This window comes from Sphaerisporangium sp. NPDC049002 (genome assembly GCF_040649355.1).
Lineage (GTDB): Bacteria > Actinomycetota > Actinomycetes > Streptosporangiales > Streptosporangiaceae > Sphaerisporangium.
Window position 1 is genome coordinate 1 of record NZ_JBEZFH010000118.1, and the last position, 22,373, is coordinate 22,373.

The 22,373-nt window shown below is 68.0% G+C and carries 23 protein-coding genes, 1 pseudogene and 1 riboswitch; of the genes and pseudogenes, 12 read left to right on the top strand and 12 right to left on the bottom strand.

Annotated elements, in window-relative coordinates; translation table 11 throughout:
* The coding region (locus tag AB0B89_RS22410) for an ABC transporter ATP-binding protein (protein WP_358555977.1) at nt 1-533 on the top strand (533 nt) is incomplete at its 5' end.
* Between the two features lie 61 nt (nt 534-594).
* Here AB0B89_RS22410 and AB0B89_RS22415 read toward each other — a convergent pair.
* From AB0B89_RS22415 to AB0B89_RS22430, 4 genes and pseudogenes are all read right to left on the bottom strand, one after another.
* The gene (locus tag AB0B89_RS22415; protein WP_358555980.1) at nt 595-900 is read right to left on the bottom strand and encodes a hypothetical protein; all 306 of its coding nucleotides are present in this window, start codon (nt 898-900) and stop codon (nt 595-597) included.
* Nucleotides 901-1,044: 144 nt separating this feature from the next.
* A pseudogene (locus tag AB0B89_RS22420) lies at nt 1,045-2,221 on the bottom strand (lipid-transfer protein).
* Nucleotides 2,218-2,646 (bottom strand): zinc ribbon domain-containing protein, encoded by a 429-nt coding sequence (locus AB0B89_RS22425; RefSeq protein ID WP_358555983.1) that lies wholly within the window; start codon nt 2,644-2,646, stop codon nt 2,218-2,220. The pseudogene AB0B89_RS22420 and the gene AB0B89_RS22425 overlap by 4 nt, the downstream one beginning before the upstream one ends.
* Nucleotides 2,647-2,749: 103 nt before the next feature.
* Entirely contained in the window at nt 2,750-3,562 is an 813-nt protein-coding gene (locus AB0B89_RS22430; RefSeq protein WP_358555986.1) for an SAM-dependent chlorinase/fluorinase, read from the bottom strand.
* A gap of 186 nt (nt 3,563-3,748) precedes the next feature.
* Between AB0B89_RS22430 and AB0B89_RS22435 the strand changes: the two genes are divergently transcribed.
* Nucleotides 3,749-4,063, top strand: coding sequence for a DUF3263 domain-containing protein (locus AB0B89_RS22435; protein ID WP_358556037.1), 315 nt, complete (start codon nt 3,749-3,751; stop codon nt 4,061-4,063).
* Between the two features lie 46 nt (nt 4,064-4,109).
* Entirely contained in the window at nt 4,110-4,940 is an 831-nt protein-coding gene (gene otsB / locus AB0B89_RS22440; RefSeq protein WP_358556040.1) for a trehalose-phosphatase, read from the top strand.
* 106 nt (nt 4,941-5,046) lie between these two features.
* Here the strand turns inward: otsB and AB0B89_RS22445 are convergent, their stop codons facing one another.
* Nucleotides 5,047-6,237: an MFS transporter gene (locus AB0B89_RS22445; protein WP_358555989.1), complete on the bottom strand. Its 1,191-nt coding sequence runs from the start codon at nt 6,235-6,237 to the stop codon at nt 5,047-5,049.
* Between the two features lie 119 nt (nt 6,238-6,356).
* A complete protein-coding gene (locus tag AB0B89_RS22450; RefSeq protein ID WP_358555992.1) occupies nt 6,357-7,784 on the bottom strand; it encodes a trehalose-6-phosphate synthase in 1,428 nt (475 codons plus the stop codon).
* 163 nt (nt 7,785-7,947) lie between these two features.
* On the opposite strand from AB0B89_RS22450, the gene AB0B89_RS22455 reads away from it, so the two are divergent.
* The 5 genes from AB0B89_RS22455 to groL all read left to right on the top strand — a co-directional run bounded on the left by AB0B89_RS22455 (nt 7,948) and on the right by groL (nt 12,966).
* Nucleotides 7,948-8,502, top strand: coding sequence for an RNA polymerase sigma factor (locus AB0B89_RS22455; RefSeq protein ID WP_358555995.1), 555 nt, complete (start codon nt 7,948-7,950; stop codon nt 8,500-8,502).
* 148 nt (nt 8,503-8,650) lie between these two features.
* Nucleotides 8,651-8,814, top strand: a riboswitch (SAM riboswitch).
* A gap of 14 nt (nt 8,815-8,828) precedes the next feature.
* Nucleotides 8,829-10,124: a threonine synthase gene (gene thrC / locus AB0B89_RS22460; protein ID WP_358555998.1), complete on the top strand. Its 1,296-nt coding sequence runs from the start codon at nt 8,829-8,831 to the stop codon at nt 10,122-10,124.
* A gap of 13 nt (nt 10,125-10,137) precedes the next feature.
* Nucleotides 10,138-10,413, top strand: a complete 276-nt coding sequence (locus AB0B89_RS22465; protein WP_358556001.1) for a MoaD/ThiS family protein — start codon at nt 10,138-10,140, stop codon at nt 10,411-10,413.
* Nucleotides 10,414-10,753: 340 nt separating this feature from the next.
* Nucleotides 10,754-10,954, top strand: a complete 201-nt coding sequence (locus AB0B89_RS22470) for a cold-shock protein (RefSeq protein WP_248960783.1) — start codon at nt 10,754-10,756, stop codon at nt 10,952-10,954.
* Nucleotides 10,955-11,340: 386 nt separating this feature from the next.
* The gene (gene groL, locus AB0B89_RS22475) at nt 11,341-12,966 is read left to right on the top strand and encodes a chaperonin GroEL (RefSeq protein WP_358556005.1); all 1,626 of its coding nucleotides are present in this window, start codon (nt 11,341-11,343) and stop codon (nt 12,964-12,966) included.
* Nucleotides 12,967-13,100: 134 nt separating this feature from the next.
* Here the strand turns inward: groL and AB0B89_RS22480 are convergent, their stop codons facing one another.
* Nucleotides 13,101-13,739, bottom strand: a complete 639-nt coding sequence (locus tag AB0B89_RS22480) for a TetR/AcrR family transcriptional regulator (RefSeq protein ID WP_358556008.1) — start codon at nt 13,737-13,739, stop codon at nt 13,101-13,103.
* A gap of 167 nt (nt 13,740-13,906) precedes the next feature.
* Here AB0B89_RS22480 and AB0B89_RS22485 point away from each other — a divergent pair, with 167 nt between their 5' ends.
* Together AB0B89_RS22485 and AB0B89_RS22490 are read left to right on the top strand one after the other, a co-directional pair.
* Nucleotides 13,907-14,236, top strand: a complete 330-nt coding sequence (locus AB0B89_RS22485; RefSeq protein WP_358556011.1) for a prevent-host-death protein — start codon at nt 13,907-13,909, stop codon at nt 14,234-14,236.
* A gap of 45 nt (nt 14,237-14,281) precedes the next feature.
* On the top strand, nt 14,282-14,668 hold the full coding sequence (locus tag AB0B89_RS22490) for a type II toxin-antitoxin system VapC family toxin (RefSeq protein WP_358556013.1): 387 nt from the start codon (nt 14,282-14,284) through the stop codon (nt 14,666-14,668).
* 78 nt (nt 14,669-14,746) lie between these two features.
* Here the strand turns inward: AB0B89_RS22490 and AB0B89_RS22495 are convergent, their stop codons facing one another.
* The 3 genes from AB0B89_RS22495 to AB0B89_RS22505 form a co-directional block, all read right to left on the bottom strand.
* Nucleotides 14,747-15,196 carry a GNAT family N-acetyltransferase gene (locus tag AB0B89_RS22495; protein ID WP_358556016.1) on the bottom strand — a complete coding sequence of 150 codons (450 nt, stop codon included), beginning with the start codon at nt 15,194-15,196 and terminating at the stop codon, nt 14,747-14,749.
* Between the two features lie 190 nt (nt 15,197-15,386).
* Nucleotides 15,387-15,581 carry a DUF397 domain-containing protein gene (locus AB0B89_RS22500; protein WP_358556019.1) on the bottom strand — a complete coding sequence of 65 codons (195 nt, stop codon included), beginning with the start codon at nt 15,579-15,581 and terminating at the stop codon, nt 15,387-15,389.
* A 9-nt stretch (nt 15,582-15,590) separates the two neighbouring features.
* Nucleotides 15,591-16,157: a DUF5753 domain-containing protein gene (locus AB0B89_RS22505; protein WP_358556022.1), complete on the bottom strand. Its 567-nt coding sequence runs from the start codon at nt 16,155-16,157 to the stop codon at nt 15,591-15,593.
* A 930-nt stretch (nt 16,158-17,087) separates the two neighbouring features.
* Between AB0B89_RS22505 and AB0B89_RS22510 the strand changes: the two genes are divergently transcribed.
* On the top strand, nt 17,088-18,710 hold the full coding sequence (locus tag AB0B89_RS22510) for a recombinase family protein (protein ID WP_358556025.1): 1,623 nt from the start codon (nt 17,088-17,090) through the stop codon (nt 18,708-18,710).
* Nucleotides 18,711-18,770: 60 nt separating this feature from the next.
* Here AB0B89_RS22510 and AB0B89_RS22515 read toward each other — a convergent pair whose 3' ends face one another.
* Nucleotides 18,771-18,965, bottom strand: coding sequence for a hypothetical protein (locus AB0B89_RS22515; protein WP_358556028.1), 195 nt, complete (start codon nt 18,963-18,965; stop codon nt 18,771-18,773).
* A 291-nt stretch (nt 18,966-19,256) separates the two neighbouring features.
* Nucleotides 19,257-20,804, bottom strand: coding sequence for a replication initiator (locus AB0B89_RS22520; RefSeq protein WP_358556031.1), 1,548 nt, complete (start codon nt 20,802-20,804; stop codon nt 19,257-19,259).
* Nucleotides 20,805-20,921: 117 nt separating this feature from the next.
* Here AB0B89_RS22520 and AB0B89_RS22525 point away from each other — a divergent pair, with 117 nt between their 5' ends.
* The gene (locus AB0B89_RS22525; protein WP_358556034.1) at nt 20,922-21,797 is read left to right on the top strand and encodes a GntR family transcriptional regulator; all 876 of its coding nucleotides are present in this window, start codon (nt 20,922-20,924) and stop codon (nt 21,795-21,797) included.
* Nucleotides 21,798-22,373 lie beyond the last annotated feature (576 nt).

Genomic DNA, 22,373 nt, shown 5'->3' on the forward strand with positions numbered 1-22,373 from the left:
GTCAGCGGCAGCGCATCGGCATCGCCCGAGGGCTGGCGCTCCAGCCCGAGGTGATCATCTGCGACGAGCCGGTCTCCGCGCTCGACGTGTCGATCCAGGCACAGGTGATGAACCTGCTGGAGCGGCTGCAGAACGAGTTCAACCTGGCCTACATCTTCATCGCCCACGACCTGTCGGTCGTCCGGCACATCTCCGACCGCGTCGCGGTGATGTACCTGGGCAAGATCGTGGAGCTGGGCAAGGACGTCGCGATCTACGAGCGGCCCGCGCATCCGTACACCCAGGCACTGCTGTCGGCCGTGCCCGTGCCGGACCCCGAGGGCCGCGAGCAGCGCGAGCGGATCATCCTGCAGGGCGACCCGCCGTCCCCGGCCGACCCGCCGTCGGGCTGCCGGTTCCGTACGCGGTGCTGGAAGGCGCAGGACATCTGCGCCACGCAGGAGCCGCCGCTGGAGATCCGCGCGGGCGGGCACCTGAGTGCCTGCCACTTCGCGGAGGAGTACGACATCATCCACGCGGTGGCCGAGGCGTAACGACGTCCGGATCCTCCACAGGCCGGCTGCGCCTGTGGAGGATCACGCACGCCTGGCGGCGTTACGCCGTGAGGCCCGTGCCGGTGAGCCCCGACACCCTCGCGACGCTGACATCCCCGGAGGCGTCGGCGCTCACGTCGCCGCCGAAGTCACCTCCGATGTCGCCGGTCCCCGTGCCGGCCTCCCCCTCGGTGCCCAGTCCGAGACCTGTGTCCAGCCCGACGTCCGTGCCGAGTCCGGTGTCGGTGTCGTCATCCTCCGCCCAGTTGCCACCGGTCAGTACGGAGCCCGCGGCGGACGCGGCGGTGGCCGGAGCCACGATGGCGATGGCGGCACAGGCCGAAGTGATCAGAAGACGGCGAATCATGGTGTGTTCCCCCCCCGTTGAAAACCCGCCGCGGAGCCGTTGGGACCACGATCCCTGGAGCATCCGTTATGTTCCGCACCGGGTGACGCTGTGTGACCGTTATGAGATACCCAGAGTGAGAACATTGGTAAAGGTGGTGAATGGTCAGCTGATGGCGAGGATTGCGGAGCCGTGACCGAAGAGTCCTTGGTTCACGGCGAGGCCGGCCCGCGCGCCCTCCACCTGGCGCGCACCGGCCGTGCCCCTCAGCTGCCAGGTCAGCTCGCACACCTGCGCGATCGCCTGCGCCGGGATGGCCTCGCCGAACGACGCCAGGCCGCCTGAGGGGTTCACCGGCACCTTGCCGCCCAGAGCGGTCTCCCCCGAGCGGACGAGCCCGGACGCCTCGCCCCGGGCGCAGAGCCCGATGTCCTCGTACCAGTCGAGCTCCAGGGCGGTGGAAAGGTCGTACACCTCGGCGAGGGACAGCTCGCCCGGTCCCACCCCCGCCTCTTCGTAGGCCGCGGCCGCGATCGACGGCCGGAACCCCCGGTCCGGCGGGGGCACCGCCGCCGAGGAGTCCGTGGCGAAGTCCGGCATCTCCAGCACGGTGTTGGGGAAGGCCGGGGTCACGGTGGAGACGGCCGCGATGCGCACGCCCGAGAGCCCCCGGCGGCGGGCGAAGGAGTCCGAGACCAGCACCAGGGCGGCGCCGCCGTCGGAGGTCGCGCAGATGTCCATGAGACGCAGCGGGTCGGCGACCATCGGCGAGGCCAGCACCTCCTCCGCCGACACGGCCTTACGGTAGCGCGCGTTGGGGTTCAGCGCCCCGGCCCTGGCGTTCTTCACCTTCACCGCCGCGAAGTCCTCCGCCGTGGAGCCGTAGAGAGCCATACGGCGGCGCGCGTACAGGGCGAAGTAGGCGGGATTGGTGGCCCCGAGCAGGCGGAACCTGAGCCAGTCCGGATCGTCGGGGCGGTAGCCCCCGACGGGCTTGAAGAACCCCTTCGGAGCCGAGTCCGCTCCGACCATCAGGGCCACGTCGCACAGCCCGGCGAGGATCCGCGTGCGTGCGATCTCCAGCGCGTGGGCGCCCGAGGCGCAGGCGGCGTAGCAGGAGGCGACGCGCGCCCGTCCAGCCGAGCGCCTGGGCGAACGCCGATCCCGCGACGGAGCCGGGGTAGCCGTTCCTGATGGTGTCCGCGCCGACCAGGAACTGCACGTCGGTCCAGTGCAGGCCCGCGTCCGCCAGCGCCGCGCGGGCGGCGGCGACCCCGTACTCGACGAAGGGCCGTCCCCACTTGCCCCAAGGGTGCATTCCCGCTCCGGCCACCAGGGTCATGCGGTGACCGCCTTGTCGCCGGGGAGCCCCCACATCCACACGAGCGGGCCGTCGGCGAGCGGGCCGCAGGTCAGCTCCAGCTCCAGGCCCACGCGCAGATCGTCCACGGTGAGGCCCGGGACGACCTGGCCGAGCACCACGATGCCCTCGGCCGCGAGCTCCACCGCCGCGAGCGTCACCGGCGCGTACGGCTCCGCCGCGGCGTACGGCGGGGGCGGCGGGTAGCAGGCGTTGGTGTACGACCAGACCGTGCCCCTTCGCGACAGCCGTACCGGCTCGGGCGAGTCCCCGTCACAGTGCGGATTGCGGCAGAACCCGGCCCGGGGAGGGAAGGAGACGGTGCCACAGTCGGCACAGCGGGTGCCGAGCAGGTGTGTGACTCCATCCTCGATGGTGAACCAGCCGTCGATCGCGAGCACAGCCATGTGCCCAATATGATACAAGCGCTTGCTCACATACGAGAGCCCGTCCCACGCCCGCCCGCGCGACCGTACGAGGGGGTCACCGTCAAGCCGCCGGTGCGGAAGCTCACCCGACGCCCGCCCGAGCGAGCCGTACGTGGGCGCCCGGAGGCAGGCCGAGGCGCTGCGCGGCGTCGCCCGAGTTGACCGCGAGCGCCACCTGCCCGGCCGAGTCCGTGAACGCGACGAGGTTCCCCGGCGGCACGGCCGCGTAGGTGTCCCGGAACGGCACCGTGATCTGGCGCCTGCCCATGGACACCGCGAGGCTGTCCCCGACGCGGACGCCGAGGGTCACCAGATCGTCGGCGGTCACGGAGAGTTGCACGTTCCCGTAGCGGTCGAGCGACAGCACCTCGCCCTCGGCCGCCCCTTCCCCGATGCGCGCGGTGGGCGCGGGAAGCGACAACAGCCGGTCGAGCGGGATCTCCGGGCCGAGGTCCGCGGGCTTGCGCCCGGCGCACAGGTGCGCGGCGACCGGCGCGTAGACGTCGCGCCCGTGGAACGTCGGCGACACCGGAGTGAGGAAGAGTTCCTCGTTGGTGATCTCGTACGCGACCCGCGCCCCGCCCGACGCCAGTAAGGCCCAGGAGAGCAGGCCGTTGTCCGGCCCGATGAACACCCGGTTGCCCGCCTCCACGGCGACCGAGCGCCGGGCGCTCGCGGCGGCCGGGTCGACGGCGGCGATGTGCACGCCGGCGGGGAGGTAGGGCAGTGTCTGGGCGAGGATCGCGGCACCACGTCGGATGTCCCCGGCCGGAACCAGATGACAGACGTCGATGATCCGCGCCTCCGGGGAGATACCGATGATCACCCCGTGGCACGACGCCACGAACCCGTCTTCCAAACCGTAGTCGGTGAGAAGCGTGATGACTGAGGTCACACCTGGTGACTGTACGTCTCCCGAACTGTCATGAACAGCCGCGAATTCCCGACTACGATTGCCACGGGCCGCATGCGCGCGTCGTGGCTCAGGGTCGCGCTCGCCCGGGCGCACGTTCGCTCGTCTCCCGCCCTCCCCTGCCCGGCCCGGCCCGACGTCTCCGCGTGCCCGACCGAGGAGGACAGCATGGACACCGCACCCGACCATGGTGACAGCGACCCTGAAGAACGATCCGCCCCCCACACCCCCGGAGAGCTCACCGAGCGTGAGCGCGAGCTGCTCGCCTTCGAGCGCCAGTGGTGGCGCCACGCGGGCGCCAAGGAGCAGGCCATCCGCGAGACCTTCGGCATCTCCTCGACGCGTTACTACCAACTGCTCGGCGGGCTCGTCGACCGCCCCGAGGCCCTGGCCCACGATCCGATGACGGTGAAGCGGCTGCGGCGGCTGCGTGCCTCCCGCCAGCGCGAGCGCGCGGCGCGCCGTCTGGGCATGCGCCCCTGATCCCTGGGGTACTGCTCCACGCGTGACTCATGATGTATTGCCGGATATCGCCGGTTTGGCTGCCATCAAGGCCGACCCCGCGGGGGCGGTGGTCGGGCTCGACTTCGACGGCACGCTCGCGCCCATCGTCCCCGACCCCGCCGACGCCCGGGTCGACCCGCACGCCGCCGCGGCGCTCGTACGCCTCGGCGGCCTGGTGGGGGGAGTGGTGATCGTCACCGGACGTCCCGCCGCCACCGCCATCGCCTACGGCGAGGTGCCGGGCGGGCCCGGTCTCGCGGATGTGCCCGGCCTGGTGGTGCTCGGCCAGTACGGGCTCGAACGCTGGGAGGACGGCCAGGTGCTGTCCCCGCCGCCGCCACCGGGGGTCGAGCGCGTGCGTGCGGGACTGCCCGGTTTGCTGGCCCTGCTGGGCGTCACCGTCACCGACGGGGCGGAACCGGGGGTGACGATCGAGGACAAGGGCAGGGCGGTCGCCGTCCACACCCGCAGGGCCCCGGACCCGGAGGGGACGTTCCTGGCGCTGCGCGAGCCGCTGGCGAAGCTGGCCGCCGAGAGCGGCATGCTCGTCGAGCCGGGGCGGCTGGTGCTGGAGCTGCGCCCCTCGGGCATGGACAAGGGGCACGCGCTCGGAGTGTTCCTCGCCGAGCGTTTCGCACGGTCCGTGCTGTTCGCCGGGGACGACCTCGGCGACCTCGCGGCGTTCGAGGCGGTACGGCTGTCCGGGCTGCCCGGCGTGACGGTGTGCAGCGCCTCCACGGAGGTCACCGCGCTCGCCGAGCGCGCGGACCTCGTCGTCGACGGCCCGGCCGGGGTCGCGGCGCTGCTGTCGGCGCTCGCCGACGCGGTGGACGAGCGGAGCCCGGGCGGGAGCTGATCAGGGTCGGGTGACCACGGTGGACGAGAGGGGCACGCGCGGGAACTGATCAGGGCCGGGCGGCGCTCATGGACGACAGGAGCCCGCGCGGGGCCGGCCCAGGCTCTCAGGCGGGGGCAGGCGCGGGAGGCCGGGAGCTGAGGGCGATGCCGGCGATGGCGAGGGCTATCAGCAGCGGGACCATGAGGAACGCCGTGCGCGTGCCGAAGCCGTCGGCGATGGCGCCCAGCGCGAACGGCCCGATGCCGACCGCGACCCCGGACCAGATGGAGGCCGCCGCGCTCGCCTTGTCGGCCCGTCCGGCGGCCATGGCGAGGACCCTGGCGAGGCCCAGCGGGAACTGCACCGCGACGCCGAGCCCGCTCAGGACCAGGCCCGCGTACGAGAGCACCGGATGGGCGCTGAACCAGAAGACCGACCAGCCCGTCAGGGTCACCACCAGCGCGCCGGCCAGCATGGGCGTCGGGTCAAGGCGGAGGGCCAGCCGCCCTGCGGCGAACCTGCCCACGGCGATGCCGGCGGTGAACGCGGTGAGCCCGGTCGCCGCGACGGCCGCGGTCATGCCCGTCTGGTCGGCCAGCAGCTTCGCGGCCCAGACGTTGAAGAGGAACTCCATGGCCACCAGGCAGAACAGCACCCCGCAGGCGACGTGGAAGCGCCAGCCGTACGGGGCTCTCACGGCATGTGTGACGCCGTCCTCCGCGTGGTCACCGGCCGGCGGGAGGGCCGGCACCCACACCCTGCCCATGAACGCGAGCAGGAGCAGCGCCGCGATCGGGGTGACGAGGATGCCGGCCCGCCAGCCGAGCGGGGAGTCGGCGAGCACGCTGACGAGGTAGGACACGCCGATGCCGACGGTGACGCCGACCGCGTTGGCCTCGTTGATGGCCGCGGGTCCGGCCGCCCGGTGGTGGTCGTTCAGCACCGACATGCCCACGTAGAGGCTGATGGAGCCGCCGCCGCTCGCCAGGCCGAACCCGAGCAGGGTGACGGGCAGCGCCGTGGTGACCGCGACCAGCGCGACGCCGCAGGCCATCGCGGCCACGCCGAGCCAGGTCGTGCGGCGCCGGCCGATCTTGGAGGTCAGATGCGGTATGGCGATGCCGCAGATGATGCTCCCGACGGCCATGGAGGTGCCGTGCAGCCCCGCGACGGCCTGGGACACGCCCTGGTCGATGCGGAGCAGCGGGAGCGCGGCGGAGAGCCCGTACAGGTAGGTGCAGAAGATCGCGAGCTGGAGGTAGATGAGCCAGGTCGGGCGGTCCCTGGTGAGCCTGGCGCGCGGTCGTGCGGACATGGTCGAGCTCACAGATCCCCCGTGCCTAGGAGCACTCGAACGGTCAGAACGTATCACCGCCCCCATATCAGTGGAATGTGGCTCTACGGCGAGTAACCCCGTATTTGGGACGGTCGGGGTCAGCGTTCGAGGGCGGCCAGTTGGTCGGCGAACCACCGGCTCGGGGGGAGCGCCGTCGCGGCGGCGCGCAGCCGGGTGCCCCGGTCCGCGCGCTCCTCCTCGGGAAGGACCAGCGCTTCGTGCAGGGCGTTCGCCGTGCCCGAGACGTCGTACGGATTGACCAGCAGAGCGTCGCCGCCGAGCTCGGCCGCGGCGCCCGCCTCCCTGGAAAGCACCAGCGCGCAGTGGGGAGCGAGGATCGGGCCCTCCTTGGCGACGAGGTTCATGCCGTCGCGGATGGGGTTCACCAGCAGCACGTCGGCCATGCGGTAGGCGGCGAGGGAGCGGGCGTAGTCGTCGTCCACATTGAGGATCACGGGATCCCAGTCCTCGCCGCCGAACAGGTCCTCGATCTCCTTCGCGCAGCGCTGCACGGCGGCGGTGTACTCGCGGTACTCGGGCAGGTCGTGCCGCGAGGGGTAGGCGAAGGCGAGGTGGACGACCTTGCCGTGCCACTCGGGATGGTCGGTCAGGAACTGCTTGTAGGCCGACAGGCCGCGCACGATGTTCTTCGACAGCTCGGTCCTGTCGATCCGCACTATGAGCTTGCGGTCGCCCACCCGCTCGCGCAGGGCGGTCATGTGCGACTCGACATCGGGCTCCAGGGCACGGGCCCAGAGCGCGTCGCCGTCGACACCGAGGGCGTGTACGCCGATGCGCGTCGTCCGGCCCTCGTAGGTGACGGTGCGTTCGACGCGGTCGACCCGGGCGCCGAGCAGGGTCTCGCAGCAGTCCATGAACGCCGAGGCCCAGCGGGCGGCGAGGAAGCCGGCGTGGTCGGCGCCGAGGATGCCCGACAGCAGCTCGGCGGAGATGTCGTCGGGCAGCAGCGAGAAGTACTCCGGAGGCGCCCACGGGGTGTGGGAGAAGTGGGCGATGCGCAGGTCGGGCCGTTCGACCCGGAGCATCGCCGGGGCGAGGGTGAGGTGGTAGTCCTGGATCATCACCCGGGCGCCGTGCGCGGCCTCCTCGGCCAGGGCGAGGGCGAACGCGGCGTTGTAGTCCTGGTAGGACTCCCACTCTCTGCGGAACCGCATGTCGAACTGCGGCGAGTTCGGGATGTCGTACAGCAGGTGGTTGACGAACCACAGCGTGGAGTTCGCCACGGCGTTGTAGGCGCGGTGGAACGTCGCGGGCGGGATGTCCAGCATGCGCACGGGCCCGGTGTCGTAGCCCGCCTGGTCGAGGCGCCCGCTCGGAGCGAGCCGTACGGCGCTGCGGTCGCCGTCGGAGAGGGCGGCGCACACCCACAGCACGTTCGTGTCCTTGGCGACCTCCGAGAGGCCGGAGACCATGCCGCCTCCGCCCCGGCGCATGGTCAGCGCACCGTCGTCGGCCAGCGTGAACGACACCGGGCCCCTGTTGGAGGCCAGCAGAACAGTGTTCATCTGCCCATCACCACTCCTCGTCCGCCAGGTGGCGGTCGTCCCTCGCCGTTCATCTCCGCTGTGATGCGCACTCGGCCGCAGATTAAATGAATTTAACGCTCCCAATAAGATGGGCTGATGGTCTGGTCGAGGCAAAGTGGAGACGGTCGAGGGGAGCTCCGGCATGGCGCTTGACGAGACGACCGAAGAGCTGGCCCGCGCCGCCGCCCAAGGTGATCACCGCTCCCTCGGAGAGCTCCTCCGCCGCATCGAGCCCGACGTGCTCCGCCACTGCGCGAGGCTCCTGCCCTACCACCAGGACGCGGAGGAGGCTAGCCAGGATACGTTGCTGGCCGTCGCCCGCAACATCGGAAGGTTCGAAGGGCGGGCACGTTTTTCCACCTGGTTGCACATCGTCACCGCCAACTGCGCGCGCACGACCTATCGCACGCTGAAGCGCCGGGGCGCCGAGCAGACTTCCGAGGACCTTCCCGACATGCGGGCCGACCCGCGCCGGGTGAGCGTCATCGCGGGCTCGCGGCTCGACCTGCTCGACGCCATGGAGGCGCTGGAGGCGGACAAGCCCGAGCTGGCCCAGGCGCTCGTGCTGCGCGACATCTGCCAGCTCGACTACAACGAGGTCGCCGAGCAGCTCGGCATCCCTCTCGGCACCGCCAAGTCGCGCATCCACCAGGCACGCAAATACGTGCAGGCGGCCCTCGGCGACGCCTACAGGTGAGCCCGCGATCCCACCGCGCGGTCACTCCGGCCGCGCGTCGGTGATACGCGGTCGTCTCGCTTGGTGAGACAACTCGCCGAACCCGCTGGCGGGCAAGGTACAGTTCTTTTGTCCTGCCTGAAACATCGGCGGGATCACAACTTCATATTGCTCATCCAGAGGGGTGGAGGGACCGGCCCTGCGAAGCCCCGGCAACCCTCCCGGCTGTGGTCACACGCGTCTCCGAACGACGCGGCATCCGACCAACTGAGACCAGCCGGGACAGGTGCCAATTCCGGCCCGTGATCAAGGTGGTCCGGGCGAAGATGAGGGAAAGGCCTCGCTTCATGGCGCTCGCAACAGCTGAGACAACGACCACACTCGACTTCGGCCCCGCCGTCGCGCTCTCCTGCCGCGAATGTGGCACTCGCTACGACCTCGGACCGATCTTCGCCTGTATCGAGTGTTTCGGGCCACTCGAAGTGGCCTACACCTGGGACACCCCCGAGGCCGGCCGCGCCGCGTCGGTGACCCGCCGGGAGATCGAGTCCGGCCCGCAGAACATCTGGCGCTACCGCTCGCTCCTCCCGGTGCCCGCCGACGTCATCTCCAAGCCCAACCTCGCGCCCGGCTGGACCAAGCTGGTCAAGGCCGACAACCTGGCCCGTGAGCTGGGGATCCGGAGCCTGCACGTCAAGGACGACTCCGGGAACCCGACCCACTCCTTCAAGGACCGGGTCGTCGCGATCGCCCTTGAGGCGGCGCGCAACTTCGGCTTCCACACCCTGTCGTGCTCCTCCACGGGCAACCTCGCGGGCGCCGTCGGCGCCGCCGCGGCCCGCGCGGGGCTCGACTCCTGCGTGTTCATCCCGTCGAACCTCGAAGAGGCCAAGATCATCATGGCCTCGGTGTACGGCGGGCGCCTGGTGGGCATCGAGGGCACCTACGACGAGGTCAACCGCTTCTGCTCGGAGCTCATCGGCGACCCGCTGGGCGACAAGTGGGGCTTCGTCAACGTGAACCTCCGTCCCTACTACGGGGAGGGCTCCAAGACCCTGGCGTACGAGATCGCCGAGCAGCTGGGCTGGCGGATCCCCGACCAGATCATCGTGCCGGTGGCCTCGGGCTCGCAGCTCACGAAGATCGACAAGGGCTTCAAGGAACTGATCAAGCTGGGGCTCGTCGAGGACAGGCCTTACAAGATCTTTGGGGCGCAGGCCGCGGGGTGCTCGCCGGTGTCGTCCGCCTTCAAGGCCGGTCTCGACATCGTCCAGCCGGTCAAGCCGGACACCATCGCCAAGTCGCTCGCCATCGGCAACCCCGCCGACGGGCCGTACGTCCTGGACATCGCCCGCCGTACGGGCGGAGCGGTCGAGGACGTCACGGACGCCGAGGTCGTGGACGCGATCCACCTGCTGGCCCGCACCGAGGGCATCTTCGGTGAGACCGCCGGCGGCGTCACCGTGGGAGTGCTCCGCAAACTGGTCCAGAACGGCCTCCTGGACCCGGAGGCCGAGACGGTGGTGCTCAACACTGGGGACGGCCTGAAGACCCTCGACGCGGTCTCCGCCAAGGCCCGGCCCACCGCCGTCATCCGGCCCTCGCTCGACGCATTCCGCACGGCTATCGCCGATAACTCCTGAAAGGTCGCGATAAATGAGCGTTTCTGTGCGGATTCCGACGATTCTCCGTACGTACACCGACGGTGCCGCGGAGGTGAACGGTGAAGGCGCGACACTTCGCGAGGTGTTGCAGAAGCTGGAGACCGACTTCCCCGGAATCGGTGCCCGAATTCTGGACGAAACGGGCAAGATTCGCCGTTTTGTCAACGTGTATGTCGGAGAAGAGGACGTCCGTTTTGTAGACGGACTCGACACCGTCACGCCGGACGGGGCGCAGATCTCGGTGATCCCCGCGGTCGCCGGAGGCTGACCCTCGGGTACTCCCAACGCCCACGCGTCCCTGGGACGGGTGGGCGTTGGCATGTCCAGGGGGCCTGGAACGGCCTGACTATCATAATAGAAGTTCTTACCTGGCCCTTCTGTGTAGTTTAATTATCAACTAACGCACCAGAGCGGGAAAAAGTAGCGTCCCGCTTACAGCGAACGTCAAGAAGTAGTTTGGTGTTTGACACTGTTGCGCCAAGCCTTGCCACAGGTATGGTCGAGAACGATCGACGTGGCCGAGGAGTTCGCATGCGTCTCGGTTCCGAAGGTCACGGGCCTCGCGGAGGAGTGGGTGGGGTCCGGAGCCCAGCAAGAGGAGTCGGAAAGTGGCGCAGGGCACCGTCAAATGGTTTAACGCGGACAAGGGCTACGGCTTCATCGCGGTAGACGGTGGTAAGGACGTGTTTGTCCACTACTCAGCGATCATGTCCGAGGGATACCGGTCCCTTGAGCAGGGTCAGCGGGTGGAGTTCGAGATCACACAGGGCCAGAAGGGTCCACAGGCGGAGTCCGTGCGGACTGTGTGACGACACCGGCGCTGTCCGGTCGTCGACGAAGATCCACTGGTCTCTCTCAGTCAGTAGCTGGAAGGTTCGGTTCGTCGTGCATCAGGACGGGCCGAGCCTTCCGTCATGTCCGTGCTCTCCCGCACGTGAGGTCAGGTCCAATATTCGGCATACGGTCAGAGAAATCCTTGTGCCGCCCAGGTCATAGGGGTTGTCGCTTGCACTCGGCAGGGTAGAGTGCTAAACAGTTCGTTGGCACTCTCCTGGGGAGAGTGACAAACCTGGATCGAGGCGATGGGGCCTGGCGGTTCACGGCGACAGGTGTCGTGAATTCGCGGGTCTACATGCCGTCGCGGGCGTCGGCTCGATCCGCTGCAAGCCACCCTGTATCTGGGAGGTCTAGCCGTATGGCAGCCAAGATGATCGCGTTTAACGAGGACGCCCGGCGCGGTCTCGAGCGCGGTATGAACCAGCTCGCCGATGCCGTCAAGGTGACCTTGGGTCCCAAGGGCCGCAACGTCGTGCTGGAGAAGAAGTGGGGCGCTCCCACGATCACCAACGACGGCGTCTCGATCGCCAAGGAGATCGAGCTTGAGGACCCGTGGGAGAAGATCGGGGCCGAGCTCGTCAAGGAGGTCGCGAAGAAGACCGACGACGTCGCGGGTGACGGCACCACCACCGCCACCGTGCTCGCCCAGGCGCTGGTGCGCGAGGGCCTGCGCAACGTCGCCGCCGGCGCCAACCCGATGTCCCTGAAGAAGGGCATCGAGGCCGCCGTCGAGCGCGTCAGCGAGGAGCTCTCCAAGCTCGCGAAGGACGTGGAGACCAAGGAGCAGATCGCTTCGACCGCCTCCATCTCCGCCGGCGACACGCAGATCGGCGAGATGATCGCCGAGGCGATGGACAAGGTCGGCAAGGAAGGCGTCATCACCGTCGAGGAGAGCAACGCCTTCGGCCTGGAGCTTGAGCTCACCGAGGGTATGCGCTTCGACAAGGGCTACATCTCCGGTTACTTCGTGACCGACCCGGAGCGGATGGAGGCCGTCCTCGACGACCCCTACATCCTCATCGTCAACTCCAAGGTGTCGGCCAACAAGGACCTGCTCCCGCTGCTCGACAAGGTCGTGCAGGCCGGCAAGCCGCTCGTGATCATCGCTGAGGACGTCGAGGGCGAGGCCCTGGCCACCCTGGTCGTCAACAAGATCCGCGGCCTGTTCAAGTCCGTGGCCGTCAAGGCCCCCGGCTTCGGCGACCGCCGCAAGGCCATGCTGGGTGACATCTCCATCCTCACCGGTGGCCAGGTCATCAGCGAGGACGTGGGCCTCAAGCTTGAGACCGCCACGCTCGACCTGCTCGGCCGCGCGCGCCAGGTCATCATCACCAAGGACGAGACCACCATCGTCGACGGCGCCGGTGACCCCGAGCAGATCTCCGGCCGGGTCAACCAGATCCGCGCCGAGATCGAGAACACCGACTCCGACTACGACCGCGAGAAGCTCCAGGAGCGCCTCGCCAAGCTGGCCGGCGGCGTCGCCGTCATCAAGGCCGGCGCGGCGACCGAGGTCGAGCTCAAGGAGCGCAAGCACCGCATCGAGGACGCCGTTCGCAACGCGAAGGCGGCCGTCGAGGAGGGCATCGTGCCCGGCGGTGGCGTGGCTCTGCTGCAGGCGGGCGCCAAGGCGTTCGACAAGCTGGAGCTCTTCAACGACGAGGCCACCGGTGCCGCGATCGTCCGCAAGGCGCTCGAGGAGCCGCTGAAGCAGATCGCCGTGAACGCCGGCCTCGAAGGCGGCGTCGTGGTCGAGCGCGTCCGCAACCTCGAGGTGGGCATCGGCCTCAACGCGGCGACCGGCGAGTATGTCAACATGCTCGAGGCGGGCATCATCGACCCCGCCAAGGTCACCCGCTCGGCGCTGCAGAACGCCGCGTCCATCGCGGCCCTGTTCCTCACCACCGAGGCGGTCATCGCCGAGAAGCCCGAGAAGACCCCGGCCGCTCCCGCCATGCCCGGCGGCGGCGACATGGACTTCTGAGCCTCCGGCTCGCAAGTCACCAAAAGGGCCATCCCCGGATCCACCGGGGGTGGCCCTTTGGCGTCACGTATCTCCGAGGAGTGGCGCTACGACCTTCCGCTCGGCGGCTGCGCGCCGGACTGAAAAAGGGGTCGTCAGGCCACGCCGTAGGCGCCGATGCCGTTCTCCAGCAGGTCGAAGGCGAGCCGCGCCTGGGCGCGCACGTCCCTGACGACGTCGTCGTGGCTCTCTCCGGCCATCTTGCGCCTTATGCCGTCCGCCGCGAGCCGGCGGATGGCCGCGCAGACCTGGGCGGCGACGAGGCCGGGCCTGAGGTCGTCCTCGTCCGCGTCGGTCTCCTCCGCCAGGGTCTCGGCGAGGTGCTCCTCCCGGCGTTCGGCCAGCTCCCGCATGCGGGACATGAGCGATGGGCTCTCGTTGATCAGACGGACGACCACTTCGGCCCCGTCGTTCAGCCCGCTGCGCCAGTCGCCCTCGTCGAGCGCCTCGAAGAAGTCCCGGCGCAGCGCGGCGATCACGGACTCGCCCGCCCGCCGCTCGCGGACCACCCGGCTCGGCTCGTCCACGAAGCTGTCCTGGCGGTCGAGGAAGAGGTCCTCCTTGGTCCTGAAGTAGTTGAAAACCGTGTTGACGGAGACGTCGGCCACCCGCGCGACCTCCGCCACGGTCACGTTCTCGAACCCTCGAGTCATGAACAGGCCCATGGCCATGTCGGCGATGTGCTGCCGCGTCTCCCGCTTCTTGCGTTCACGCAGGCCGAGCTGTTCTCCCATGTCCTCGATCCTAGAGAGGAAAATTGGAGCGACACCACGGATGGTGCCACTCCATCGCCATCCGTGCTCTACGCGGGACCCTCCAGGATCGGCGCACACGTTGAGGCTCGCCATCTAGCATGTCCCACTACGTGGCACACCGTGGGACGTAGTCGCATGATGTGTCCATGACCTACCCGGCGCCCGAGCTACCAGAGATCAATCAGCGTGATCTGAAGAATCGTGCCAGCGAGATCATGGACGCCATAGAGCACGGCGAATCCTTCACTCTCATGCGCAACGGGCGCCAGATCGCCACCGTCACGCCCATCGGCCGCCGGCGAACATTCGTCCCTCGGGAACGTGTCGATGTCGTGTTCGCCGGAGCTCCTGCGATCGACGACAAGAAGTTCCGGGAGGATGTCCGCGCCATATTCGACGATGTGAATGACGACCCCTACGATCGCGCCCGCCGTCAAGGGCGTTCCCCGGCGGCGGCGGGGGAGGAGCTCTCGTGACGGTCGCGACACGGAGGGCTCCTCGACACCGACATCCTCATCCTCATGGAAGGTCTCGACCAGGGTGAGCTGCCACTAGAGCAGGCCATCAGCGCCATAACCCTGGCGGAACTCTCAGCAGGCCCGCTCGCCACCGGCGATCCACAAGAACAAGCCGGTCGCCAGGACATTCTCACCCGCGCTGAGTCGGAGTTCGAACCGATCCCTTTCGATACAACAGCCGCACGAGCTTTCGGCAGAGTGTACGCGGCTGTTCTCGCGGCGGGTCGAAACCCACGGCGAAACACCGCTGATCTGCTGATCGCGTCGATCGCGGTCGCCAACCGGCTGCCGCTGTACACCGTCAATCCTGATGACTTCAAAGGGCTGGAGCACCTGGTTCGCGTAGAACCGGTCACCCATCCCCAAGATCGTCCACACAGCGTCAGGTAGCGATTCGTGAGGTCGCCGCCGGAGGTCGTTTTGGCTCTTCGGGATGGCCATCGCGCACCCTGGGGGGCGACGCGGGTGTCAGGCGCGCCGAGGCCCGAAGGGCTTGACCCACCGCCCCCACTCCTCTTGGCGTACGTAACCCGCGGCGGTCCAGGCGTGGTGGGCGAGGGTGTTGTCGTGGAGGACCATGGCGTCGGCCCGCATCCCGCCGTGCTCCACGAAGCGTCTCTCGGCCGCGTCGAGCAGCATGCGGGAGATGCCCCTGCGGCGGTGCGCGGGATCGACGGCCAGCCGGTAGAGATGGCAGCGCCACCCGTCCCACCCGGCGATCAGTGTGCCCACCATCCGCCCGCCCACCTCGGCGACCAGCAACGCCTCCGGATCCCGCTCGATCAGCCGGCGCACGCTCTCAGCGCTGTCATGCCGATCGGTCCCTTCAGCGGCTACGAGCCAGAAGGCGAGCACCGCCTCGACGTCCTCGGCCATGCCGTTCCGTACGGCAAGTCCCGTTTCCGCTGCTTTGGTCATGAACGTCAACGTAGCAAGGCATGGTCGCCGGCAACGCTTGAGCGCTGGTCAGCGAAACTCGCCAGCAGGCCGCGGGTCGAGTTGAACGTCCTTCGGATTCAGTAGCTCTGTATTGGTCGGGCAACGTCAGATAGGCACCGCGAACTCGTCGGCCAGGTGTACTGAAGCGAGGACCACAGATCTTCTCGGTTCAGCCAAGGTGGTCGTTCTTGACACTACTGATGAATGCCAGCCACTCGCTGTGGCCGAGGCGCAGCATTGGTGCGCTTGGGTTCTTGCTGTCCCGTACGGCCCGATCGCCGCCTGGAAGGTTCGCTACCTCGACGCAGTTGTCGTCCGTGCCGCTGTAAGTGCTCTTGTGCCAGGCGAGCTTCCCTAGGTCCACGGTTCTCGTTCACCTCGTCTGTCGATCCATCATGGCGATCATGTACTTGGTCGACTCGTCCGGCGAAAGCGCCGACGTCGATACGTGGGTGAGAATCAGGCTATACCGCTGATACTCCTCTGGTTGTTCCCGCCAGAGACTATCCGTCGCGGTTGCCATGTAGACCAGGCTGGGATCGCCGGGAAAGTCCAGAATGACGAAGGGGCCGGCGGTCAGCGCCGAGTGAGCACCGACCGCGTTGGGGACGACTTGGATGGTGATGTTCGAGCGGGCCGCCATCTCGACGAGATGGCCAAGCTGGGCACGCATCACTGCCTGCCCACCTATCACCTTGAGCAGTGCGGCCTCGTCGATGAGCGCGACGAGAGAGGGCGGGTCCTCTCGGTCGAGGATCTTCTGGCGAGCGCTTCTGGCCTCTACGTGCCGGTCGACGACAGCGCTGTCGAGGACTTGACCGCCACGGAAGATCGCCGCAGTGTACGCCGGTATCTGAAGCAAGCCCGGGATCAGAACCGCTTCGTACGTTCGGATGACTGAGGCACCCGCCTCGAAGGCAGGCAGGTTGCTGCGAAACACATCCTTGTAGTCCGCCCACCAACCCCGTTGGCGTGACTCTCGGGCAAGGGAGAGAAGGGCCTCGCGTTATTAGGGTGCGTTGGAATGCCGCGCGGCCGGCGATGCCGCTTGGTTGCCGATGGTGCGGTCATCCGCCCTACGCCCACGATGCCGCGAGCCTGCCGCACCGCGCTCACCACATGTGGGAACAGCCGACGTCCGCCCAGGCTCACGCCCGGATGGCGGTACGACGGCGTCTGGCATCGGGCCGTCCGATGCCTTTGGGCGCGCTACCGACGCCCGAGTCGCGTACGACTTCGCATGGGCGTCACAGGCGAGGGGAGCAGGTCGTAACCACGGTGTACCGGCCTCGACGACAATCGGGCTCGCTCTTCTCGTTCGGTGAGCGGCGGTTAAACCGAGAAGGGGCCGCGGCGTGAGCGGGCGTGGACCGAAGGGACGCCACCGACAAGGGGCACCCCTCACGGACGTCCACCGAAGGAGATGGGACGTTGCAGAGAAGGCCTCCGCCGAGCATATGGACCAGATGGAGCCCGCATGGGCCGTCTGGTACGGAGTCGGCGGGCGTCGCTTCTCTGCCATCGCCTCCTGGGCGGTCCTCCAGCCGTTGATCGTGGAGGCACGCACCGCCGCGGAACTGTACGACCTGATGCGCGAGACGGAGGAGACGATGCTGCCTCGCAGCCAGAGCACCCCTTCGCCGCGTACACCTCGGACGCCTGCACGCACCCCTCTCCAAGGAGTCGCAATGATCGGAACGCCGGATGGTCTCCGTACCGTGGCGTGGGACCTCCCCTCTGATCTCGCGCTCGTCGGCCAGGCCCGGCACATGGTGAACGACACTCTGGACAGATGGGGGTTGGGCACCCTCGCTGACGATGTCGTGCTGGTCGTGGGTGATCTCGTGAGTCCTGAAAATACACTACTTATATGGACATCACCCCGAAAGCGACCAGCGGCAAGCGACTCCGGTACGGCGGCAATGTGCGTATCTCCGAAGACCCGGAGGTGTTGGACGAGAAGACCGGGCAGATACGCCGCTTAGAACGAGGGATCACCCGTCAGAAAGAAGACGTTGCAGCGCTCGCGGAACGTCTGGGCGGAGAGATCAGCGTTTGGTATGAGGAGAACGACACCAGCGCGTTCAAGAAGAGGCGCATTCGCCTGCCCGATGGCCGCAGCGTGTGGCGGGTGATCCGGCCGGAGTTTCGGCGGATGCTCGCCGACTACGAAGACGGCAAGATCGACGGGATCATCTTCTACGATCTGGACCGGTTGACCCGGCAGAACCGTGACCTTGAGGACTTGATCGATCTGGTCGAGTTCTTCAAACGGCCGGTGGAGTCGGTCACCGGTCAGCTTGATCTACGGACTTCCGGTGGCCGGACCATGGCGCGGGTGTTGGTGGCCATGGCGAACAAGTCCAGTGAGGACACCGCACGCCGGGTAGCGCGTGCCCGGTTACAACAGGCCCAGGACGGCCAGGGGCGCAAGTTCGGGGGATATCGACGCCCGTTCGGCTACGACCGGGAGGGCGACCTGATCGAGGCCGAGGCGGAGTTGCTCCGCGCTGCCCTACGCCGGTTCTTGGCCGGCGAGTCCTGGACACAGTTGGTCAACTTCTTCCAGGCGTCCGGGATCTCACCGGTCGTGTCCCGCACGTGGTCGATCACCAGCGTGAAACAGAATCTCCTGTCCCCGTCCAACGCCGGGCTATCGGTCTACAACGGGACATTGCGCAAGGAGAACCAGGAAGGACAGCGACGGAGCCGTTTCGCTGACATCGAGGGCACGGTGTTGAAAGACGCCGCCGGAGAGTACGTGATCGGTCCGTGGGAGCCGATCATCTCGGTTGCCCAGTGGGAACAGGCCATCGCCGAGCAGAACCGCCGCCTGGAGGGACAGACGTTCACCGGCAAGGGGACCAGGAAGCATCTCCTGTCGGGACTGTTGCGGTGCGGCTTGATCCGCGAGGACGGATCGGTGTGCAACCGGACGCTGATCGGGACGGTTCGCAAGTACAACTCTGGAAAGACGGCCGTCGCCTACCGGTGCCCGGCCAAGGTGCTGGGCGGTTGCGGATGCGTGCAGCGCAACGGGGCCAAGATGGATGCATTGGCCGAGGACCTGTTGTTCGCTCACATCACCGCCAACGCCCCCGCCATCACCCAGCCCGACAGCGACGGCCAGGCCGAGCAGGACCCCGAGGCCGAGGCGCTCGCTGATGTGCGCCGCCGTCTGGCCACGATGCGCCAGCAGTACGCCACAGGCGCGGTCAGCGATGAGACGTTCTTCTCAACGGTGCCAACGCTGGAGGCCCGAGAGAAGAAACTCAAAGCCGCCGTGAAGAAGAAGGAGCAGGCCCGCAGCGGAGACGCCTTGCTACGGCGTTCCCCAGAGCAGATCCGGCGCGAGTGGGAGCAGGCCAGCACATCAGGCAAGCGCGCCATTCTGGGCCAGTACTTGCAAGCCATCATCGTTGGTCCATCGACCACGCGCGGACCGGTTTTCGATTACTCCACGGTCCGGCCGGTCTGGAAAAGCTTCGGTTAGCAGCAGGAAAGGCGTGTGCCCCGGTCACGAGCTGATGACCGGGGCACACGCGGGTCTGGGCTAGATGCCGTACTGCCCATCAGGCGGATTCAAGATCGTGAGCGTGTCGGCCCATTGCTTGTCGGTGATCTTCGGGGCACGTGCCACGTGATAGGCGATCCACTCGTCACGGGTCATCTCAGGAGACGGCCGTTGCTCCGGCACGTCCGCGACATGGGGCAGTGGTAAAGGTACGTCGTCGTCAGGTTTGATCATCCGGCCCCCCCGTTGATCATCCACTGTGGGCACTCACTCGCCGTAGCGGGTTTCGCAGCACAGTTGATCTTTGTCATAGCCACCCGCCTCCCTGCCCACTCGCCGTGATGATCTTGCTACTGTGGTGCGCCCGTGTTCGGCCCGCCCACCCGCCCATGCCCGCGCCGGCCAGGGTCTGGCGAGTCCCTCTCCGACGTGCGCCAACAGTCAAAAGCCCACCGATTGTCGGAGCCTCCGGCACTGTCCCGCCTGATGCGACCCTCACCGCACGGCCTACGCGCCGACACGCGCTCACTGCTCTGTCCCATCGGGCATCTGCGGCTGTTGCCGTGCTTCCCGTTCCGCCGAGATGGCCCGCGCCGTGGACACGCGTTGCCGGATCTGCTCGGCCATGATCGCCTCACCCGGCGTGTACCCCGATCCGGCGAAGCGCCAGTGCCCCATCACCAGCGTCGTGTCATCCCCCGGAGCAGGCAGGCCCAGCCGAGCCCGCGCCTCTTGCGCCCGATGATCGCCCCGCGCCCCGCGAAGATCGCCCAGCGTGGTCGAGTAATGGCGGCTCTTGGTCGAAAAGTGCCCCCGGAACCCGAGCATGTGCGCCCACGGCCGCAGCCGCAGATCGGCGAACTCCCGCCGCGCCCCCAACTCCCAGCACGTGCGGATCATCCGCCGGGCATGCTCGGTCACCGGTAACAGGTCCAGGTGAAGCCCCGGCTTCAGCCCCGTGCCAGCGCACCGCCCGCACACCCCGCGCAGCTTCCCGGTACGCCCCGACCCTTTACACGGCCCGCACGACAGCCGGTAGTCCACCGTCCCCGACGCCTCCGCGCCCTTGGTCGCGTACTTGGCGATGTAACCCGCCACCGCCGTCTCGTTCACCCCCTCCAACGTCGTGCCCAGGATGATCGGCCGGATATCGAGCTGATCACCCCACCCCAGCCGCCGCACCCCGAGCCCGCTTTCCGGGGTGTCCAGCTCCACCCCCGACGCCGCCGCCGGGATCGCCGCGACCAGCAGCCGCACATCAGCCCAGTCCGGCGGAGGCTCGCCAGCCCCGTCCGGGCCATCCAGCCGGATCACCGCGTGAAAGTGCACCAGGCCCCGCCGCTGGTATTCGGCAACCTTGGCGAAGCTCACCCGGACCTGACTGTTGAACGCGCGTCGGCTCATGCCCGCCAACGCGGCGAGTTCCTGACGCATCGCCAGAGTGAACCGGTGCCACAGCACCCCCGCATGCGACTGCCACAGCACCGCCCCGGCATAGTCGTAACACTCCGCGCACAGCGGTTGGCCGAGCCGTTCGTCTCGCGGGTCGTGCGCCTCGTGGCAGCCGACCGGGCGGCCGTGCTCACACACCTTGTCGCGGGCACGTGGACGGCACGCCCGCACCCGCCCGTTCTTCTCCCGCCGGGTATGCACCGGCCCGAACGATGGAGCGGTGAGCGTGGCGAACACCCGAGGATGCGCGCTCACACTGCCGGGCACGCCCTTACCCCCCGACAGGCCCGCCCGGATGAGCTGGAAGGTATCAGCCCGGTAGACCTCCGAACACGACAGGCAGACCGACGAGCGCCGGTTGCCGCAGGCGACCAGCAGATACCCCGAAGGTTCGGCCGACGTGTCGTAGGTGTGCAGCACCTCACCGGTTGCCGAGTCCAGCACCATCGACTCCCCGGCCAGATGGATCGGATTCGCACACCCGCCCGTCGCGGCCACCATCGACCGCCACCGCTCAAACCCCGGATCGTTGACCACCGAAACGAGTTCGGCCATCCACTCCGGTACTCCCTGCCGTCCCTGTCGCTCCGCGTTGTCGCTGATCTGTTCTCCCTTGCTCATGACCAACCACCTCCCACCACTCGTCACCACAACCTGTAGTACATCCTGGCCGACATCGACAGTCTATGCAACCTGTAGTACAAGTAGTAGGACGGATGATGCGAGGGGAAGGTTCCCATGGAGACCGAAGACAGGACCGAAGACAAAGACGTCCGGTGGCGCGTGATCGCCGCCGAGCTACGCGCCGCCATCCTGGACGGCCGATACCCGCCCGGCGGCCCGTTGCCGAGCGAGCCGGAACTGACTCGCAAGCACGGGGTGTCTCGCCCCACCGTTCGCAAGGCCATCGACACCCTTGTGACCGAAGGGCTGATCTACGTCATGCGCGGCCGAGGATCATTCGTCCGGCCCGCCCCCGAACGTGAGGTGATCCTGATCACCAACCAGGACCGGCCCGACCTCGCCTGCCCCGCCTACCACCCCGAGATCAGACCATTCGGCAAAGTCGGATGGGAAACCTTCCACCGCGACGCCCAGCGCGACGGGGGCCCCCTGCCCTACGACGACCACAAGATCGCAGCCAACCGCGACATCGCGATCATGCTAGGCGTCCGCAACGGGCACCCCGTCATCCACCGACACGCCACATGGAGCCAGGGCTACTCACCCCGCTTCGAGATCAACAGCTACACCAACGCCGACCTCGTACCCGACTGGGACGACCAGAAGCGCTACCACCAGTACCGCAAGCGGACCAAGCTCTTCTACGAGCAGCTTCAACGCGACAAAGGCCCGCTCCGATGGGTCACCCTCACCACCGCCCGCATCGCCTACGAAGACGAACGAACCGCACTCGGCATGGACTACGCCGAAGCCATCCTGATCATCCGCCGCACCATGACCGACGACCAAGGCCACCCGCTAGAGGTCACCGAAGTCAAAGCAGCCGCCAACCGATACGAGATCGCCCACGGCGCAGAAATAGCCGACGACCCCAACGCCCTGTTCACCCCCGAGGAGCTGGCCGAGGAAGGCATAGCACTGGTCATATAACGGCTCAAAGTTTCTTTACTGGTTCAAGGCGGCAGCGCTCCGCGCCGCCGCACCCGGCCCTGTCGCCCTGCCGCTCGCCGGGCGTGCGGCCTGGGGGCCGGTCCCGGCGGCGGCAGCTCCGGGCCGCACCGCCGCACCGGCCGCCCGCCGCACCAACCGAACCCGCCGCACCCCGGAGCACTGCCACCCACGCCATTCACCGAGCCAACAACGCTCAAGATCGTTTGGCAGTCAGCCGCGGACCCCCCAAGATCAACTTTCCGCCGCAGTGGCGCCGGCCGAACTCCCTCACGGTCGCCCCCTACGGGTGCTACGCATTCCGCCGGCCCCACCGCTCCATACCAGCCACCAGCGCGCACCCGCCTCTACCCTGAGTGACTTCCCCCCACCCAAGTTCGGCTCAGCTAACGGTTCGCGAGTGCCCGGCAGTCCACACAGCGAAGCCGAGCTTCCCGCAAAACAGGAAGCCCGGCCCCACGACACGACCGAGAACGGCCGGAACTCGCTAAATTTGTGATCTCACACTCAGCTCAGACTCCCAGCGGCCATCTTCATGACGCTGGACCGGCTGAATCG